This window comes from Rhodanobacter sp. Soil772, assembly GCF_001428385.1.
Taxonomy (GTDB): Bacteria; Pseudomonadota; Gammaproteobacteria; order Xanthomonadales; family Rhodanobacteraceae; genus Rhodanobacter.
The window spans coordinates 165,295-181,484 of sequence record NZ_LMSK01000002.1; the positions used below are offsets into that span (position 1 = coordinate 165,295).

The window sequence follows — 16,190 nt, forward strand, 5'->3', positions numbered from 1 at the left end:
CCTCAGTTGGATTTCAATTGCCAGGCCGGCTGCACCTGCGCCGCGCGCCAGGCCGGATAGAATGCCGCTGCCAGGGTGGCAAGGATGGCGACCGCCATCGTCAGTCCCACCAGTGACATATCCACGTGTGCCAGCCGTGCTATCTGCGGCCGGAAAAGGACGCCCACGCCGGACACGCCAAGAACAGTGAATACCAGCCCCAGCACGCCACCGGCCAACCCGACCATCGCCGCCTCAATCAGGTACTGCGCGTAGATTTCCCGACGCGAGGCGCCCAGCGAACGCCGCACGCCAATCTCGCCGGCACGACGCATGAACTTGGCCAGCAACAGGCCGGTGGTGTTGATCAGGCAGATCACGAAGAAACCCAGCGAGACCATCAGCGAAATACGACTCTCCTGCGGTACCACACGCTGGTAGTCGAGCCATTGCGCCACGTTGCGCAAACGCACATTGGGCGCCCAGCCGAAGCGTCCCGCCCGCTGCTGATCCGCGGCATAGTCTTCGAGGAACCGTCGATAACGCGCGACATCCGCCGAGCTGCCCAGCTCCACCCACGGCGTGACCCACACGCAGTTGCCTTGCAACCAGCTGTCCCAGCCGGTTAAATCCAGTTTTCCCCGGCAACTGTTGCTGCCTGCGCTTGCGATCTGCAGATCCAGTGCGCGGGTGAACGGCAGGTAGAAGTCCATGGCATCGGCGAAACCGCTGCTGCTGAACAAGTCGAAGAAGCGAGGTGTCGGGTTCCATTGGCGCGTCACGCCGACGATGCGATAGAGGTGTCCACCCAAGGTGATTTCGCGGCCTACACTGTCGACATCACCGAAAAGTTTCCGGTTGAATTCCGCGCCAAGTACCACCACGGCACCACGACTCTCGTCGTCCGCTGCATTCCAGCCGCCGCCGTACAGGAACGGCACCTCGAACATCGGAAAGAAATCGCCGTATACCGCATAGCCCCTGGCCGCCACCGGCAGGCTGCGGTTACCTTCCGGCAACACCGACAGCCGCACCGGGTAGAGCAGGGTCTGCCGCACGGCCCGGTGCGCATGCATCAGCGCCATGGCATCCGCGTAATTCAGCGCATCCGGTGGCTCGCCCTTGAGATTTTGCTGCGGCCCCCAGCCGTCGATCTGCGGGATGAACAACTGCGTCGATTTATCCGGGATCGGATCGCCCGACACCGCGCGGAACACCGACCAGGTGATCATCGACGCGGCCACGCCAAAACCGATCGCCATCACCATCAACGCGGTCAGCGCCGGATTGCGACGCAGGCTGCGAAGACCGAGTTGGACATAGTAGGCGAACATGCTTGGAGTTCCGGGATTCGGGGTTGGGGGATTCGGGATTCGGAAAAGCGGCGGTCTCGCGAGCTGGTGCTCTCAACCAATCCCCAATCCCGAATCCCGGCTTTCAACAGACGAATGTCTGGTGGTTATCCCGGCCGTTCAGCCGTGGGCTTCGTCAACGGCATGCACGGTGTGGAAGCGCGGGTCTTCCGACAGATCCACCACCTGGCCGTCGATGATGTGCACGTTGCGCTGGGCACGCGCGGCCAGCTCCGGGTCATGCGTGACCATCACGATGGTGGCGCCTTCGCGATGGATGTCTTCCAGCAGTTCGAGCACGCTGCGCGCCATCTGCGTGTCCAGGTTGCCGGTCGGTTCGTCCGCCAGCAGCAGGCGCGGCGAGCCGGCCAGCGCGCGGGCGATCGCCACGCGCTGCTGCTGGCCGCCGGAGAGTTCGGCCGGGTAGTGCTTGGCGCGCGAGGCCAGGCCCACGCGCTCCAGCGAATCCATGATGCGCTGCTTGCGCTCGGCCGCCTTCATGCCGCGGTAGCGCAACGGCACTTCGATGTTGTCGAACACGTTGAGGTCGGGAATCAGGTTGAACGCCTGGAAGATGAAGCCGATCTTCTCGTTGCGGATCTTCGAGCGTGCGTTGTCGTTGAGGTTGCTCACCTCGATGCCGTCCAGGTGGTACTCGCCACCACTGAAGGTTTCCAGCAGGCCGGCGATGGTCAGGAAGGTGGTCTTGCCGGAACCGGACGGGCCGGTGACGGCAACGAACTCGCCCTCTTTCACGTCGATGTTGAAATCGCGCAGCGCATAGGTCTCCACCACTTCGGTGCGGTAGACCTTGGACAGGTGGGTCATCTTCAGCATGGTTGTTCCTCGGTGGTGGTGATGGTGTCTGCGCCTCCCCCTGCTCGCAGGGGAGGGAGAAAATCGTCAGTTGCTGATCGCGACAGTCGCCGCGCCCTTGAAGCTGTCGGTGCCGGAGATCACGATGCGGTCGCCTTCCTTCAGGCCGTCGAGGATCTCCACCTTGTCGATGCTGGAGGCGCCGACGCGGATCGGGGTTTTCTTGGCGATGCCGTCGCGCACCAGATAGGCATAGCTGCCGCCGGATTCGTCGACGAACGAGCCGCGCTGCACGGTCAGCACGTTGTCGCGCTTGTCCAGCAGCACGCGCACCGACAGGCGCTGGTTCTGCCGCAGCTGCTTCGGCGTCTCGCCCTCGAAGCGCAGCCGCGCGGCGACCTGGCCGTTGACCACTTCCGGCGAGATCGCACTGACCAAGCCCTTCCAGGTGTGACCGTTGCCGCTGATCTCGCCGGCCATGCCGATGCCGAGGTCGCGGGCGAAACTTTCCGGCACCTGCATCTCCACCTGCAGCGCGGACAGGTCGATCACGCTGAGCAGCTGCGCGTCCTTGGCCACGGTGGCGCGCTCGGCGATGAACAGCTGGCCGACCTGGCCGTCCACCGGCGACTTCACGTTGAGGTCGTCGACTTGGCGCTGCAGGTCCTTCACCAGCAACAGCTGGCGCTCGTGCGCGAGCTTCTTCGACTGGATGTCGAAGCTGAGACTGTCGTTGTCGAGGCCGAGGTTGGCCTTGGCATGCGTGGTGGCGATTTTCGCCTTGTCCAGCGCGTCCTTGGCCTTGTCCACGTCCATGTTGGACACCGCGCCCTTGGCATACGCCTTCTGGTAACGGTCGAGGTTGCGCTCGGCGGTGGTCTGGTCGATGGTGGCGTTGTCGTAGGTTTCCTGCAGCGCGGAACGCTGCTTGCGCGCGTCGATCTGCGCGCGCCGGTATTCCACTTCCATCGCGTCGGCGTTGCTCTGTTCCTGCGCCAGCTTGTTGGTCAGCTCCGGGCTGACGATGGTGGCCAGCACCTGGCCGATCTTCACCGTGTCGCCGGCATGCACCTGCAGCGTCACCGCGCCGCCGGAGGTGGCGTACAAGGTGGGGCTGACCGCCGCCACCACCTTGCCTTCGGCGGCGATGTCGCGCACGAACGGGCCGCGTTCGACGGTGGCAAAGGCCAGCCGCGAACTGCTGACCGATTCGGACGCCGAAAACAGCCGGCCGATGCCCGGCGCCAGCCAGGCCAGCAGCGCCAGCACGAGTACGCCGGCGCCAAGCAGAATCAGCTGGCGCTTGCGGTTGGGTTTGACCTCGACCAGGCGGTCTTGTGCGGAAGTGTCGCGGATCATCGATGCCGTTCCTGACCGCGTACAGCGCGGTTGCACAAGGGTCATTGCAATCCATGTGCCACTCGGGAACGGCTTGGTTATCACATACCTTTCAACGGCTTGAGGCGCATGCATCCGGTCCGTGCAGTGTCCGCGGACACTGTACGGACAACCGGACGAACGGCGGACGCGCGCTCAACCGCCGCCCATCGGCTGCAGCGGCACCGTCTCGGCGTGCGCAATCCGGCCGGCCAGTTGCCGGCTCAGCGGCGATACCGCGGCAGTGGCTTCGGCACCGAGCACGTCCAGGCCAGCCAGCCGCCGCGTGTGGAAGCGCAGCACCTGTGCGCTGGCCGGGCGCAACCAGCGTGCGGGCTTCGACGCGGGCATCGGTTCGCCGCCGGCAAGCAGACGATCCCAGGCCAGGTAGTCGGTATCCGGCAACAGGTGCAGCCGGGTACAGGCGCGGCCTTCCCGGTCCATGCACTCGATCCACTCGCGCGGGCCTTCGACCGTGATCATGCTGGCCGCCATCAACCAACGCGTCTGCAGCAGCGGCACCAACTGCATCGCCTCGACCAGCAAACCGCGCGGCAGCTCCCGCACCGTCGAACCGCCTGGCCGCATCGGCACGTAGAGCACGCTGCCCAGCGCCGGCAAGCCGGCGATCAGCCGTGCCGGCGTCATGCGCAGGCCACGCCGGCTCACGGACGCGGTGGCAGCTTGCAGGCGCAAGTCCTGCAGCCGATGTACCAGCGAAACGAACATCGATCACCTCCGGCATTGCAGCCCGGCTGGCGTCCGCGAAGAGCGCACTGGCTGAGGCGGGGGAACAACCGCCGCCCGCGATGCGCAGGCGGCGGCGAATTACTTGGTCAGGATCAGCTTGTCGTTGCGGGTCAGGCGCAGGTGGTATTCGCTGCCCTGGTGCTGGATCACCAGTTCGCGCTCACCTTCCAGCAGCGCATGGCTGGAGACACGCCTGGCCGCCGGGGCTGGAGTCGGCGACGACAAAGCCGGCCGCGGGATCGCGCGTGACGACGGCAGTTGGTGCAAGGACAGGACAGGCATCGGAATATCCGGAGGAAGCGGCGACGTTATTGATGATAATGATTCTCATTTAACTGTCAACCACCCTCCTTCTTCAACCTGCCTCGACGACCTGTCGGATCCGCTGTGCCACCGCCGCGTCCAGCCGCGGCAGCAGTTCCAGCGCGTCCAGGTTCTGCTCCAGCTGCTCGCGCTTGCTGGCGCCGAGCATCACCGTGGAGACGTGCGGATTGAGCAGACACCAGGCGATCGCCAGCTGCGCCAGGCTGGTACCCAGTTCGGCAGCGATCGGCTGCAGCGCGCGCACCTTGCCGAGGCGTTCGTCGCCGTGGCCCAGCACGCCTTCGCGCAACCACTCGTAGCCGGGCTGGGCCAGCCGCGAGTCGGCCGGCACACCGTCGTTGTACTTGCCGCTGAGCAGGCCCGACGCCAGCGGCGACCAGATCGTGGTGCCCATGCCGTAGGCCTCGTACAGCGGCGCGTACTCCACTTCGACCCGCTCGCGGTGCAGCAGGTTGTACTGCGGCTGCTCCATCACCGGCGCGGCCAGGTGATTCTCGCGGGCGATCTTGTGCGCTTCGTGGATCGCCTCGGCCGGCCATTCGCTGGTGCCCCAGTACAGCACCTTGCCCTGGCGGATCAGCGTGTCCATCGCCGCCACGGTTTCGGCGATCGGCGTATCCGGATCGGGGCGATGGCAGAAGTACAGGTCCAGATAATCCACGCGCAGGCGCTGCAGCGCCTGATGGCAGGCTTCCATCACGTGCTTGCGCGACAGCCCGCGCTGGGTCGGCAGCGGCTTGTCATACGCGCCGAAGAACACCTTGCTGGAGACGCAGTAGCTGTCGCGCGGGAAGCGCAGGTCGGCCAGCACGTCGCCCATCACCTGCTCGGCCACGCCGTTGTTGTAGGTCTCGGCGTTGTCGAAGAAGTTCACCCCGCGATCGTGCGCCAGCGCCAGCAGTTCGCGTGCCTGCGCGCGCCCGACCTGCTTGCCGAAGGTGACCCAGGCGCCGAACGACAGCGCGGAAAGTTGCAGGCCGGAGGTGCCTAGGCGACGGTAAAGCATGGGGACGCTCCTGTGACGGGAAAGACCGCCAGCATGTCCAATCCACGCGCGCGACACAACGGCGTAATCTTGTGGTTTCCCCACCACAGGAGTTCGCCATGTCCTCGATCACGGGCTGGGCCGCCAGCGCGGCCGGCCAACCGCTGAAACTGGCCACGTTCGACGTGGGCGAACTGGGCGCCGAGGAAGTCGAGGTGGCCGTCGACTACTGCGGCATCTGTCACTCCGACCTGTCGATGATCAACAACGAATGGGGCAATGCGCGCTACCCGTTCATCCCCGGCCACGAAGTGGTCGGCCGGGTCACCGCGCTGGGCGCGCAGGCGAAGGGGCTCAGCGTGGGCCAGCGCGTCGGCATCGGCTGGACCGCCGAAAGCTGCATGCACTGCCGCCCATGCCTGTCCGGCGACCAGAACCTGTGCGTGCAATCGGTGGCGACCATCGGCGGCCATCACGGCGGCTTCGCCGACAAGCTGCGCGCGCACTGGGCGTGGACGATCCCGCTGCCCGAGGGCATCGACCTGGCCAGCGCCGGCCCGCTGCTGTGCGGCGGCATCACCGTGCTGAAACCCTTCCTCGCCTACGACATCAAGCCGACCGCGCGAGTCGGCGTGGTCGGTATCGGCGGGCTCGGCCACATGGCGGTGAAATTCGCCGCCGCGTGGGGCTGCGAGGTCACCGCGTTCTCCTCCACCGCGGCCAAGGCCGACGAGGCGCGCAGCTTCGGCGCGCACCACGTGGTCGCCAGCCGCGACAGCGCCGCGATCAAGGCGATCGCCGGCTCGCTCGACCTGCTGCTTGTCACCGTCAACGTGCCGATGGACTGGAACGCCCTGCTCAACACTCTCGCGCCGAAGGGGCGCATGCACGTGGTCGGCGCGGTGCTGGAACCGATCCCGGTGCCAGCGTTCAGCCTGATCGGCAGGCAGCGCGAAGTCTCCGGCTCGCCCACCGGCTCGCCGGTCGACATCGCCCGCATGCTGGATTTCGCCGCCCGCCACGACATCCGCCCACAGATCGAGATGTTCCCGATGGCGAACGTCAACGAGGCGCTGCAGCATCTTGCCGACGGCAAGGCACGCTACCGCATCGTGCTGCAGGCCGGCAGCTGAGGCGCTTACCGAAGCAGGTGCAGCCCCAGCGCCAGCACGATCGCGGCGAAGACACCGGCGACCACGTCGTCGATCATCACGCCCATGCCGCCCTTCACGCGCCGGTCCAGCCAGCTGATCGGCCACGGCTTCCACACGTCGAACAGGCGGAACAGCACGAAGCCGGCGGCGATCGCCCACCGCGGCGCGGGCATCGCCAATAGTGGCAGCAGGGCGATCCACTGGCCGATGAATTCGTCCCACACCAGGCTGCGGTGGTCGGCCACGCCCAGCGCGCGGCTGGCCACGTTGCACGCCCACACGCCCACGCCAAAACCGATCAGCAACACCGCCAGATAGATCGGCAACGGCAGTTCGCGCAGCAGCAGCCACGGCAGCAGCGCGGCCAGCGAACCAAACGTGCCCTGCGCTACCGTCGCCAGGCCCGAGCCGAAACCGCAGGCCAGCCAACCGGCCGGCGTGGCCAGCAGGGCGCGCCGCTGCTCTGCACTGAGGTTCTTCTTTGCACTCACGCGAAATGCTCCCAACCCGGTCGATCCGTGGCCAGCCATGCACCATCGGCCGCATGCACGCGCACGCCTTCGCCTTCCACGATGCGGCCGATCTTCGTGGCGCCGCAGCCAAGCCGGGCCAGGCCGGCCTGCACTTCGGCCAGGCGAGCGGCCGGCACGGTGAAGCACAGTTCGTAGTCGTCGCCGCCGCTCAGCGCGAAGTGCAGCGCGGTGGTGTCGTCGTACAGCTCCAGCAGCGCCGACGAGCGCGGCAGCAAGGCGGCCTCGATCTCCGCAGCGACGCCGCTGGCGGTGCAGATGTGGCCGAGATCGGCGAGCAGGCCGTCGGAAACGTCGACGCAGGCCGTGGCCTGCCCGCGCAGCGCCGTGCCGACCGCCAGTCGCGGCGTCGGCCGGTTCAACCGTTCGATCAGGAAACCGCGCAGTCCGGCGCGGCCGTCGTCTTCGCGCGGCGGATGTTGCAAGGCATGCAAGCCGGCGGCCGCGTCGCCCAGCGTGCCGGTGACCAGCACCGCATCGCCGACCCGTGCGCCGGCGCGGGCGAGCGCCTGGCCCGGTGGCACGAAGCCGTGCACGGCCACGCTGATCGTCAACGGCCCGCGAGTGGTGTCGCCGCCGACCAGGGCCAGCCGATGCGGCTGCGCCAGCTTCGCGAAGCCTTCGGCAAAACCCTCGACGAAGGCTGCGTCCGCGCTGGGCAAGGTCAGCGCCAGCAATGCCCAGGCCGGGCTGGCACCCATCGCCGCGAGGTCGGACAGATTCACCGCCAGCGCCTTCCAGCCGATGTCGGCGGCTGCGGTACCGGGGGGAAAGTGCACGCCCTCGACCAGGGTGTCGATCGCCACCGCGAGCTCTTTCCCCGGCGGCGGCGCCAGCACCGCGGCGTCGTCACCGATGCCGATGCGCACGTCGTCGCGCGGCTGCGCGGTGTGCTGGCGGATCAGGTCGATCAGGTCGAATTCCATCGGGGAACCCCAATGCAAGGTCAGCGGCTGAACACGAGGGTGGGACTGTCGTGGTAGGTCGACGGCTGCCACAGGTGGAAGCCGGCCTTCTCCGCGACCCGGATCGACGCCTGGTTTTCCGGCGCGATGATGCACACCACGCGCCGTTCGGGAAGCTGCGCCTCGGCCCAGGCCGTGATCGCCGCCACCGCCTCGCTCGCATAGCCGTGGCCGTGCGCCTGCGGCGCCAATACCCAGCCGCACTCCAGCATGCCCCGCAGCGAGGGCTGCAGTTCGCGCGCGAAATCAGCGAAACCGACGTCGCCGACGTAGCGGCCGCTGGCCTTCTCCTCGATGGCCCAGTAACCGTAGCCGAGCAGGCTCCACAGCCCGCGATACTGCAGCAGGCGCTTCCACACTTCCTCGGCAGTGAACGGGCGACCGCCGATGTGGCGGATGACCTCGGGGTGCGACCAGATCGCCGTGCAGGTGGGGTGATCGCCGGTCTGGTGCGCGCGCAGGCGCAACCGCGCGGTCTCGATTTCCGGCACCTGTCCGCCCGGCGACCCCGCGGTGCCAGGCATCAGCCGCGCTTCTCGACCGCGCGCAGTTCGCCGGCCAGCTTGTCCAGCACGCCGTTGACGTAGCTGTGGCCGTGGTCGGCGCCGAAGCGCTTGGTGACCTCGATCGCTTCGTTGATGACCACCCGGTACGGCACGTCCGGACGGAATTTCAGCTCGTACGCGGCCAGCCGCAACGCGGCGCGCTCGATCGGATCGATCTGCGCCACCTCGCGGTCGATGTGCGGGCGCAGGCATTCGTCGAGCGCCTCGACGTTCTTCTCCACGCCGTGCAGCAGGTCCTCGAAGTATTCGAGGTCGGCCACTTCCATGTCCTGCTCATGGCGGAACTGCTCGATCACCGCATTCATGTGGCTGCCGCTGAGCTGCCACGCGTACAGCGCCTGCAGCGCACGGCGGCGGGCACGCGAACGCGCCTGCATGTCGAGGCCCTGCGGATGCTGGCTCATGCCAGTTTGCCGTACAGGTTAACCATTTCCAGCGCGGCGACCGCGGCGTCGGCGCCCTTGTTGCCGGCCTTGGTGCCCGCGCGCTCGATCGCCTGCTCGATGCTGTCGGTAGTCAGCACGCCGAACGCCACCGGCACGCCGGAGCTGTAGGCGGCCTGGGCCAGGCCCTTGGCGCATTCGCCGGCGACGTAGTCGAAGTGCGGCGTGGAACCGCGGATCACCGCGCCCAGCGCGATCACCGCGGCGTACTTGCCGGAGTTGGCCAGCTTGTGCGCGGCCAGCGCGATCTCCCACGCGCCCGGCACGCGGACCAGTTCGATCGCGTCGTCCTTCACGCCGTGGCGCACCAGCGCGTCACGCGCTCCGGCCACCAGCGGCTCCACGACGAAGCCGTTGAAACGGCCGGCGACGATGGCAAAACGGCCTTTCGGCGTGGCGAAGTCGCCTTCGATGATCTTCATTGCGGATTTCCTTGGTTGGACGCGCGGCCCATGCAGATCGGCCATTTTACGGGTTTGCCCGCCCGCCTGCTCGCTTGGGCTCCCTCCCCCGCTCGCAGGGGAAGCCAGGCGTCAGTGCGGCGGCGGCAAATGCGGATAGCCGCTGAAAGACAGCTGCGCCCTGCCGCCAGCGACCTGCAGCCGTGCCGGCGCGCCGAACGGCAGGGTGAACTTGTCCGGCTCGTGGCCGATCGGCAGGCCGTCGATCACCGGCATCGCGCTGGCGCGGCGGATCTGCGCAAAGCTGTCGACCAGGTCGTAGCCGTTGTCGTAGCCGCTGGGTCGGCACTGGCTGAAATGGCCCAGCAGCAGCGCACGCTGGCGCCCCAGCACGCCGGACAGGTGCAACTGGTACAGCATCCGCTCGATCCGGAACGGCGGCTCGCCGACGTCCTCGACAAACAGGATGCCGCCGTCGATCCCGCAACCATCGGCGCCGGGGAAATACGGCGTGCCGATCAGGCTGCACAGCACGGCCAGGTTGCCGCCCCACAGCGGGCCCTCGACGTCGAGCTCGGCGTCGGACGCGGTGGCCCACTCGACTTGCACCGAAGGGGAACGCACGGTGTCCCAGAAATGCCGCCAGGTGAATTCGCTGAGCGTCTCGGCGCCGAAATCGGCGCCCAGCATCGGGCCGCTGAACGTGCACAGGCCGCTCTTCGCATGCAGCGCCAGCTGCAGGGCGGTGAAGTCGCTGTGGCCGACCAGCATGGTGCTGCTGCCGCCGAGTCGTTCGCGCAAGGCGTCGTAATGCAGTTGCGTCAGCAGGCGCGTGGCGCCGTAGCCGCCGCGGATCGCCAGCGCGATATCCGGCAACTCATGTCGCGTGGCCAGCGCATTGAGGTCGGCGGCCCGCTCCGCGTCGCTGCCGGCATAACGCTGCTCGCTGCGATCGAGCACCTCCAGCCCGTCCAGCCCGCAACCGGCCTCGCGCAGCCGCGCCACGCCGCGCGCCATCGCGGCGCGATCGTGCGGGTAACCCGAAGGGGCAATCAGGCGGATGGCGGTATCGGACATGCTCGTGGTGATCGGGAAAGCTCAAGTATGGTTTGCAGGGCATGGCCGCGACGTGGCGCGTTCATGCCCTGCGCGAGATTACACGTACTCCACCACTTCCAGCCCGAACCCGCCCAGCCCCACCATCTTGCGCGGCGTGCCCAGCACGCGCAGATGGTGCACGCCGAGGTCGACCAGGATCTGCGCGCCCAGACCGAGCTGGCGCCACTCCTGCTGCTGCGCCTCTTCCGGCGCCTGCTTGCTGGGCTGGCGGTTGAGCCGGGCCAGCAGCGCCTCGGGGGTGTCCTCGCCGGACAGCACCAGCAGCACGCCGCGATCCTCGTCGGCGATGCGGCGCAGCGCCGAGGTCACGGTGAGGCCGAGGTCGTCGCGCTTCAGGTGCAGCACGTCGGACAGCGTATTGCGCACGTGCACGCGGGTCAGCACCGGCGCGCCGTCGCCGACCTTGCCGCGCACCAGCGCGTAGTGCAGGCCACGGCGGATCGCGTCGCGGTAGGCGACCAGGCGGAACGGGCCGAACTCGGTGTCCACGTCTTCCTCGTGCACGCGCTGCACGGTCTTCTCGGTTTCCAGGCGGTAGCGGATCAGCTCGGCGATGGTGCCGATCTTCAGGCCATGCTTCTGCGCGAAGATCTCCAGCTCCGGCCGCCGCGCCATCGAGCCGTCCTCGTGCAAGATCTCGATCAGCACCGCCGAAGGCTCCAGCCCGGCCAGCGCGGCCAAGTCGCAGCCGGCCTCGGTGTGACCGGCGCGGGTCAGCACGCCGCCGGGTTGCGCGGTGAGCGGGAAGATGTGGCCCGGCTGCGACAGGTCCTGCGGCTTCGCGTCGGACTTCACCGCCACCTGGACCGTGCGCGCGCGGTCGTGCGCCGAGATGCCGGTGGTGACGCCCTCGGCCGCCTCGATCGAGACGGTGAAGTTGGTGTGGTAGGCAGAGGTGTTGTCGCTGACCATCGGGCGCAGGCCGAGCTGGCGCGTGCGCTGCTCGGTGAGCGTGAGACACAGCAGGCCGCGCGCCTCGCGCACCATGAAGTTGACGTCCTCCGGCCGCACCATCTGCGCCGCCATGATCAGGTCGCCTTCGTTCTCGCGGTCCTCGTCGTCGAGGATGACGACCATGCGGCCGGCGCGGATGTCTTCGAGGATTTCGGGAATGGTGTTGAAAGGCATGGGGTGAGTCTCGGGAAGTCTTGATGATTTGGTGGAGCGAGGAGTGAGTGGAGAGGAGTGAGAAGTGAGAGAGAACTCGCGCGCTGTTGCTTTCTCTCGCTCCTCACTCCTCTTCCCTCACTTCTCGCTTTCAGGCAAAGCCGTGCTGCTTCAGGAACGCCTCGTCCAGCCTCGGCGTCTCGCCGCTGGACAGCAGCCGCTCGATATAACGCGCCACCACGTCCACTTCGATGTTCACCGCGTCGCCCACGCGGCGCGCACTGAACGCGGTGTGCTCGACCGTGTGCGGGATCAGGTTGACGCCGAAGCGATGCCCGGCGACTTCGTTGACGGTGAGGCTGGTGCCGTCGATGCACACCGAACCTTTCGCCGCGATGTAGCGCGAAATTGTGGCCGGCACCTCGAACGTCCAGCGCTGCGAGCGCCCATCCGGGGTGATCGATACGACCTTACCAAGGCCGTCGACATGGCCGGAAACCAGATGCCCGCCCAGCCGGTCGGCCAGGCGCAGCGCCTTTTCCAGGTTCACCGGGTCGCCAGGCTTGAGCTGGCCCAGCGAGGTCAGCGACAGCGTCTCGTTGGAGACGTCGGCACTGAAGCCGTGCGGCTCCAGCGTGATCGCGGTGAGGCACACGCCGGACACGGCGATCGAATCGCCCAGCTGCACGTCGGCAAGGTCGAGGTCGGCGGTATCGACGGCCAACCGCACGTCGCCGCCGCGCGGTTCGAGCCGCGCAATGCGGCCCACGGACTGGATGATGCCGGTGAACATCAGCGCACCTCCGGACGGAGGGTGATGGACTGCATGATGGCGATGGATTTCATGAAACGTTTCCCGCGTCAAAAACTGCGAAAAACGCCCCAAGGCATGAGGCCAGACGTCCGCCGCGAAGCGTCCGCCCTGCCGTCTTCTCTTTATCCGGACTGTGAGGAAGCGGTCACCCGTTTCCAACCGTCGGCTCCGGCATTCGACCGGATCTGCTGACCTTCCGGCATGGCCGGAAGCGCTCGCGGGCTCGCCTCGAAAGGCCTACCGCCGGTGGGGAATCTCACCCCGCCCTGAAGACGCTATGTGATGTTTACCGGCACCGCCGGCCGGCGAAGTCTAGCACCGCCGCGGCGTCGGCTCGCGTGCTGCGGCGGCGAATGCAGCGTTCACCGCCGCGCACACCTGACCGGGATCAGGCCGGGCGCAGTTGCAGCCGCCAGTCTGCGCCCAGCATGCGCTGATCGACCACCTGCAGCTGCCAGCGCCGGGCCATGTCGTCGAGCGTGGGCAGTTGCAGCAGCGGGCGCGCGCCGTCGCCGAGCAGCAGGGGCGCGACGTAGAGCAGCAATTCGTCGACCAGGCCGGCGGCGAACAGCGCGCCGCACAGGGTCGGGCCGGCTTCGACATGGACTTCATTGCAACCGTGGTCGGCCAGCAGGGCGAGTACCGCGCGCAAGTCCAGGGCATCGCCTTGTGTCGCCAGCACGATCCGCTCGACCCGCGCGAAGCGCTCGTCGGCGCACGATGCCACCGTGCCATGCAGCAGCAGGGTGGGCACCGATCCGTCCAGCACGTGGCTGCCGGCCGGCGTGCGCAGCTGACGGTCGAGGATCACGCGCAACGGCGGCGCGAATGCCTCGCCTTCGGGCAGGCGCACGGTGAGTCGCGGGTCGTCGGTCAGCACCGTGCCGCTGCCGCTGAGGATCGCCGAGCTGCGCGCGCGCCAGCGCTGCACGTCGGCGCGCGCGGCCTCACCGGTGATCCACTTCGACTCGCCGCTGGCCAGCGCGGTGCGGCCATCCAGGCTCATCGCCAGTTTCACCCGCACCCACGGACGGCCGCGCTCGATCCGGCTGAAGAAGCCGATGTTGAGTTCGCGCGCGGCCTCGCGCATCAGGCCGACATCGACCATGACCCCGGCGTCGCGCAACTTGCCGATCCCGCGGCCGGCAACCTGCGGGAACGGATCCTCGGCGGCGATCACCACGCGCTTCACGCCGGCGGCAACCAGTGCATCGGCGCAAGGCGGCGTGCGGCCATGGTGCGCGCAGGGCTCCAGCGTCACATAGGCGGTGGCGCCACGCGCCCGTTCGCCGGCTTCGCGCAGCGCATATACCTCGGCATGCGGCTCACCGGCGCGCTGGTGGAAACCCGTGCCGACCACCTCGTCGCCATGCACGATCACGCAACCCACGCGCGGGTTCGGCTGGGTGGTGTACAGGCCGCGTTCGGCCAGGCGCAGGGCGTGCGCCATGTGGCCGTGGTCACCGGAGGAGAAATCCATCATCGCGGGCAGGAGCGCACCCTGTGTGCGCATACGCGTTGCGAGATCATCGCCATGCTTCCTTCGCGCACAGGCACGCTCCTACGGTGAGGTCACTTGCCTTCACGCTTGCCGCCGCCGAGCAAGGGCAACTGCAAGTCGGCCAGTCCGGGCAGATCGCGTTCCAGCTTCTCGATCTCCTCGCGGAACGCGTGCACGTCCTCGAACTTGCGGTAAACCGAGGCGAAACGCACGTAGGCGACCTGGTCGAGGTTCTTCAGCTCGCGCATCACCAGTTCGCCGAGCTGGCGCGACGGCACCTCGCGCTCGCCGCTGCGGCGCAGGTCGTTGACGATGGTGCGCACGGCGCTGTCCACGTCGCTGCTGGCCACCGGCCGCTTCTGCAGTGCGCGCTCGAAACTCACCCGCAGCTTGCGCTCGTCGAACACCTCGCGCCGCTCGCCGCTCTTCACGATCGTCGGCAGCTTCAACTCCGCCGTTTCGTAGGTGTTGAAACGCTCGCCGCACTGCTCGCACTCACGCCGACGACGCACGCTGGCACCGTCTTCAGTGAGCCGTGAGTCGATCACGCGGGTGTCTTCGTGCTGGCAGAAGGGGCAATGCATCTTTTACGAGATTCGGGATTCGGGATTCGGGATTCGGAAAAAGCACAAGCTCGCGGGAACCCGGGTTCTTCCGAATCCCGAATCCCCAATCCCGATTCCCGGCATCTCAGCCATACACCGGGAACTTCTTGCACTGCGCCGTCACCGCATCGCGCACCTTTGCAATCACCGCCTCGTCACCCGGGGCATCCAGCACGTCGCAGATCCAGTTCGCCAACTCGGTCACGTCCGTTTCCAGGTAGCCGCGGGTGGTGACGGCCGGGGTGCCTACGCGCAGGCCGGAGGTGACGAACGGCTTGCGCGGATCGTTCGGCACCGCGTTCTTGTTGACCGTGATGTGCGCCTTGCCGAGTGCCTCTTCCGCCGCCTTGCCGGTCACTTCCTTGCCGATCATGTCGACCAGCATCAGATGGTTCTCGGTGCCGCCGGAAACGATCTTGTAGCCGCGCGCCATGAAGGTCTTCGCCATCGCCTTGGCGTTCTTCACCACCTGGGTCTGGTAGGCGGTGAACGCCGGCTCCAGCGCTTCCTTGAACGCCACCGCCTTGGCCGCGATCACGTGCATCAGCGGGCCGCCCTGGATGCCGGGGAACACGATCGACTGCAGCTTCTTCTCGATCTCCTCGCCCGCGCCCTTCGCCACGATGATGCCGCCGCGCGGCCCGCGCAGGGTCTTGTGGGTGGTCGAGGTGACCACGTGCGCGTGCGGCAGCGGGCTCGGGTACACGCCGGCGGCCACTAGCCCGGCGACGTGGGCCATGTCGACAAAGAACAGTGCGCCGACCGAATCGGCGATCTGGCGCATGCGCGCCCAGTCGACCACTTGCGAATAGGCGCTGAAACCGCCGACCAGCATCTTCGGCTGGTGCTCGGTGGCCAGGCGCTGCACTTCGTCGTAGTCGATCAGGCCGTTGACGTCGACGCCGTACTGCACCGCGTGGAACAGCTTGCCGGACACGTTGACCTTGGCGCCGTGGGTGAGATGACCGCCATGCGCCAGGCTCATGCCCAGGATGGTGTCGCCCGGCTGCAGCAAGGCCAGGTACACGGCCTGGTTGGCCTGCGAGCCCGAGTGCGGCTGCACGTTGGCGTAGTCGCAGTCGAACAACTGCTTCAAGCGCTCGATCGCCAGCTTCTCGGCGACGTCCACGTACTCGCAGCCGCCGTAGTAGCGCTTGCCCGGATAACCCTCGGCGTACTTGTTGGTGAGCTTGGAGCCCTGCGCTTCCATCACCCGCGGGCTGGCGTAGTTCTCCGAGGCGATCAGCTCGACGTGATCTTCCTGGCGCTGGCCTTCATCGGCGATGGCCTGGGCCAGTTCGTCGTCGTAACCGGCAATCGTGCAGTCCTTGGGGAACATTCTGGCCTCGGCGGGTAGTGGCGGGATTAGCCGGAAAGTGTAGCGCCGCCGGGCGTTTGCGGC

18 protein-coding genes and 1 riboswitch are annotated in these 16,190 nt (G+C 67.4%); of the genes, 1 reads left to right on the top strand and 17 read right to left on the bottom strand.

The annotated features are described in order from the left end of the window. Positions 1–2 precede the first annotated feature (2 nt). The 6 genes from ASG75_RS07510 to ASG75_RS07535 form a co-directional block, all read right to left on the bottom strand. On the bottom strand, positions 3–1,313 hold the full coding sequence (locus ASG75_RS07510; protein ID WP_056387378.1) for an ABC transporter permease: 1,311 nt from the start codon (positions 1,311–1,313) through the stop codon (positions 3–5). A 138-nt stretch (positions 1,314–1,451) separates the two neighbouring features. Then, positions 1,452–2,168 carry an ABC transporter ATP-binding protein gene (locus ASG75_RS07515; RefSeq protein ID WP_056387383.1) on the bottom strand — a complete coding sequence of 239 codons (717 nt, stop codon included), beginning with the start codon at positions 2,166–2,168 and terminating at the stop codon, positions 1,452–1,454. Positions 2,169–2,234: 66 nt separating this feature from the next. Then, the gene (locus ASG75_RS07520; protein ID WP_056387388.1) at positions 2,235–3,506 is read right to left on the bottom strand and encodes an efflux RND transporter periplasmic adaptor subunit; all 1,272 of its coding nucleotides are present in this window, start codon (positions 3,504–3,506) and stop codon (positions 2,235–2,237) included. Positions 3,507–3,680: 174 nt separating this feature from the next. Then, positions 3,681–4,253 (bottom strand): hypothetical protein, encoded by a 573-nt coding sequence (locus tag ASG75_RS07525; protein ID WP_056387389.1) that lies wholly within the window; start codon positions 4,251–4,253, stop codon positions 3,681–3,683. Between the two features lie 99 nt (positions 4,254–4,352). Then, complete coding sequence (locus ASG75_RS07530; protein WP_056387392.1) at positions 4,353–4,556, bottom strand: hemin uptake protein HemP; 204 nt, start codon at positions 4,554–4,556, stop codon at positions 4,353–4,355. Positions 4,557–4,629: 73 nt separating this feature from the next. Then, the gene (locus ASG75_RS07535) at positions 4,630–5,604 is read right to left on the bottom strand and encodes an aldo/keto reductase (RefSeq protein ID WP_056387395.1); all 975 of its coding nucleotides are present in this window, start codon (positions 5,602–5,604) and stop codon (positions 4,630–4,632) included. Positions 5,605–5,702: 98 nt separating this feature from the next. Between ASG75_RS07535 and ASG75_RS07540 the strand changes: the two genes are divergently transcribed. Beyond that, positions 5,703–6,716 (top strand): NAD(P)-dependent alcohol dehydrogenase, encoded by a 1,014-nt coding sequence (locus ASG75_RS07540; protein ID WP_056387399.1) that lies wholly within the window; start codon positions 5,703–5,705, stop codon positions 6,714–6,716. Positions 6,717–6,721: 5 nt separating this feature from the next. On the opposite strand, the gene ASG75_RS07545 is transcribed toward ASG75_RS07540, so the two are convergent. From ASG75_RS07545 to glyA, 11 genes are all read right to left on the bottom strand, one after another. Continuing rightward, positions 6,722–7,228 carry a phosphatidylglycerophosphatase A gene (locus ASG75_RS07545; RefSeq protein ID WP_056387402.1) on the bottom strand — a complete coding sequence of 169 codons (507 nt, stop codon included), beginning with the start codon at positions 7,226–7,228 and terminating at the stop codon, positions 6,722–6,724. Further along, complete coding sequence (gene thiL / locus ASG75_RS07550; RefSeq protein ID WP_056387405.1) at positions 7,225–8,193, bottom strand: thiamine-phosphate kinase; 969 nt, start codon at positions 8,191–8,193, stop codon at positions 7,225–7,227. Before thiL ends, ASG75_RS07545 begins: the two co-directional genes overlap by 4 nt. 20 nt (positions 8,194–8,213) lie before the next feature. Beyond that, the gene (locus ASG75_RS07555) at positions 8,214–8,756 is read right to left on the bottom strand and encodes a GNAT family N-acetyltransferase (RefSeq protein ID WP_056387408.1); all 543 of its coding nucleotides are present in this window, start codon (positions 8,754–8,756) and stop codon (positions 8,214–8,216) included. Next, complete coding sequence (nusB, locus tag ASG75_RS07560; RefSeq protein ID WP_056387411.1) at positions 8,756–9,202, bottom strand: transcription antitermination factor NusB; 447 nt, start codon at positions 9,200–9,202, stop codon at positions 8,756–8,758. Before nusB ends, ASG75_RS07555 begins: the two co-directional genes overlap by 1 nt. Beyond that, a complete protein-coding gene (gene ribE / locus ASG75_RS07565; RefSeq protein WP_056387417.1) occupies positions 9,199–9,663 on the bottom strand; it encodes a 6,7-dimethyl-8-ribityllumazine synthase in 465 nt (154 codons plus the stop codon). Before ribE ends, nusB begins: the two co-directional genes overlap by 4 nt. Before the next feature lie 111 nt (positions 9,664–9,774). Further along, positions 9,775–10,719 (bottom strand): muramoyltetrapeptide carboxypeptidase, encoded by a 945-nt coding sequence (gene ldcA / locus ASG75_RS07570; RefSeq protein ID WP_056387419.1) that lies wholly within the window; start codon positions 10,717–10,719, stop codon positions 9,775–9,777. A 78-nt stretch (positions 10,720–10,797) separates the two neighbouring features. Then, on the bottom strand, positions 10,798–11,889 hold the full coding sequence (gene ribBA / locus ASG75_RS07575; protein WP_056387423.1) for a bifunctional 3,4-dihydroxy-2-butanone-4-phosphate synthase/GTP cyclohydrolase II: 1,092 nt from the start codon (positions 11,887–11,889) through the stop codon (positions 10,798–10,800). Between the two features lie 130 nt (positions 11,890–12,019). Then, positions 12,020–12,661: a riboflavin synthase gene (locus tag ASG75_RS07580; protein ID WP_056387425.1), complete on the bottom strand. Its 642-nt coding sequence runs from the start codon at positions 12,659–12,661 to the stop codon at positions 12,020–12,022. Between the two features lie 130 nt (positions 12,662–12,791). Continuing rightward, a riboswitch (FMN riboswitch) is annotated at positions 12,792–12,960 on the bottom strand. A 110-nt stretch (positions 12,961–13,070) separates the two neighbouring features. Beyond that, complete coding sequence (gene ribD / locus ASG75_RS07585) at positions 13,071–14,132, bottom strand: bifunctional diaminohydroxyphosphoribosylaminopyrimidine deaminase/5-amino-6-(5-phosphoribosylamino)uracil reductase RibD (RefSeq protein ID WP_056389134.1); 1,062 nt, start codon at positions 14,130–14,132, stop codon at positions 13,071–13,073. A 122-nt stretch (positions 14,133–14,254) separates the two neighbouring features. Next, positions 14,255–14,767: a transcriptional regulator NrdR gene (gene nrdR / locus ASG75_RS07590; protein ID WP_056387429.1), complete on the bottom strand. Its 513-nt coding sequence runs from the start codon at positions 14,765–14,767 to the stop codon at positions 14,255–14,257. 106 nt (positions 14,768–14,873) lie between these two features. Next, positions 14,874–16,127: a serine hydroxymethyltransferase gene (gene glyA / locus ASG75_RS07595; RefSeq protein ID WP_056387431.1), complete on the bottom strand. Its 1,254-nt coding sequence runs from the start codon at positions 16,125–16,127 to the stop codon at positions 14,874–14,876. Positions 16,128–16,190: the final 63 nt, after the last annotated feature.

Coding starts and splice junctions, on each gene's coding strand:
- ASG75_RS07510 (WP_056387378.1), bottom strand. CDS start 1,313: ATGTTCGCCTACTATGTCCAACTCGGTCTTCGCAGCCTGCGTCGCAAT.
- thiL (WP_056387405.1), bottom strand. CDS start 8,193: ATGGAATTCGACCTGATCGACCTGATCCGCCAGCACACCGCGCAGCCG.
- ribE (WP_056387417.1), bottom strand. CDS start 9,663: ATGAAGATCATCGAAGGCGACTTCGCCACGCCGAAAGGCCGTTTTGCC.
- nusB (WP_056387411.1), bottom strand. CDS start 9,202: ATGAGCCAGCATCCGCAGGGCCTCGACATGCAGGCGCGTTCGCGTGCC.
- glyA (WP_056387431.1), bottom strand. CDS start 16,127: ATGTTCCCCAAGGACTGCACGATTGCCGGTTACGACGACGAACTGGCC.
- ASG75_RS07540 (WP_056387399.1), top strand. CDS start 5,703: ATGTCCTCGATCACGGGCTGGGCCGCCAGCGCGGCCGGCCAACCGCTG.
- ASG75_RS07520 (WP_056387388.1), bottom strand. CDS start 3,506: ATGATCCGCGACACTTCCGCACAAGACCGCCTGGTCGAGGTCAAACCC.
- ribBA (WP_056387423.1), bottom strand. CDS start 11,889: ATGCCTTTCAACACCATTCCCGAAATCCTCGAAGACATCCGCGCCGGC.
- ASG75_RS07555 (WP_056387408.1), bottom strand. CDS start 8,756: ATGCCTGGCACCGCGGGGTCGCCGGGCGGACAGGTGCCGGAAATCGAG.
- ldcA (WP_056387419.1), bottom strand. CDS start 10,719: ATGTCCGATACCGCCATCCGCCTGATTGCCCCTTCGGGTTACCCGCAC.
- ribD (WP_056389134.1), bottom strand. CDS start 14,132: ATGGCGCACGCCCTGCGCCTGGCCGAACGCGGCCTGTACACCACCCAG.
- ASG75_RS07530 (WP_056387392.1), bottom strand. CDS start 4,556: ATGCCTGTCCTGTCCTTGCACCAACTGCCGTCGTCACGCGCGATCCCG.
- nrdR (WP_056387429.1), bottom strand. CDS start 14,767: ATGCATTGCCCCTTCTGCCAGCACGAAGACACCCGCGTGATCGACTCA.
- ASG75_RS07525 (WP_056387389.1), bottom strand. CDS start 4,253: ATGTTCGTTTCGCTGGTACATCGGCTGCAGGACTTGCGCCTGCAAGCT.
- ASG75_RS07515 (WP_056387383.1), bottom strand. CDS start 2,168: ATGCTGAAGATGACCCACCTGTCCAAGGTCTACCGCACCGAAGTGGTG.
- ASG75_RS07580 (WP_056387425.1), bottom strand. CDS start 12,661: ATGTTCACCGGCATCATCCAGTCCGTGGGCCGCATTGCGCGGCTCGAA.
- ASG75_RS07535 (WP_056387395.1), bottom strand. CDS start 5,604: ATGCTTTACCGTCGCCTAGGCACCTCCGGCCTGCAACTTTCCGCGCTG.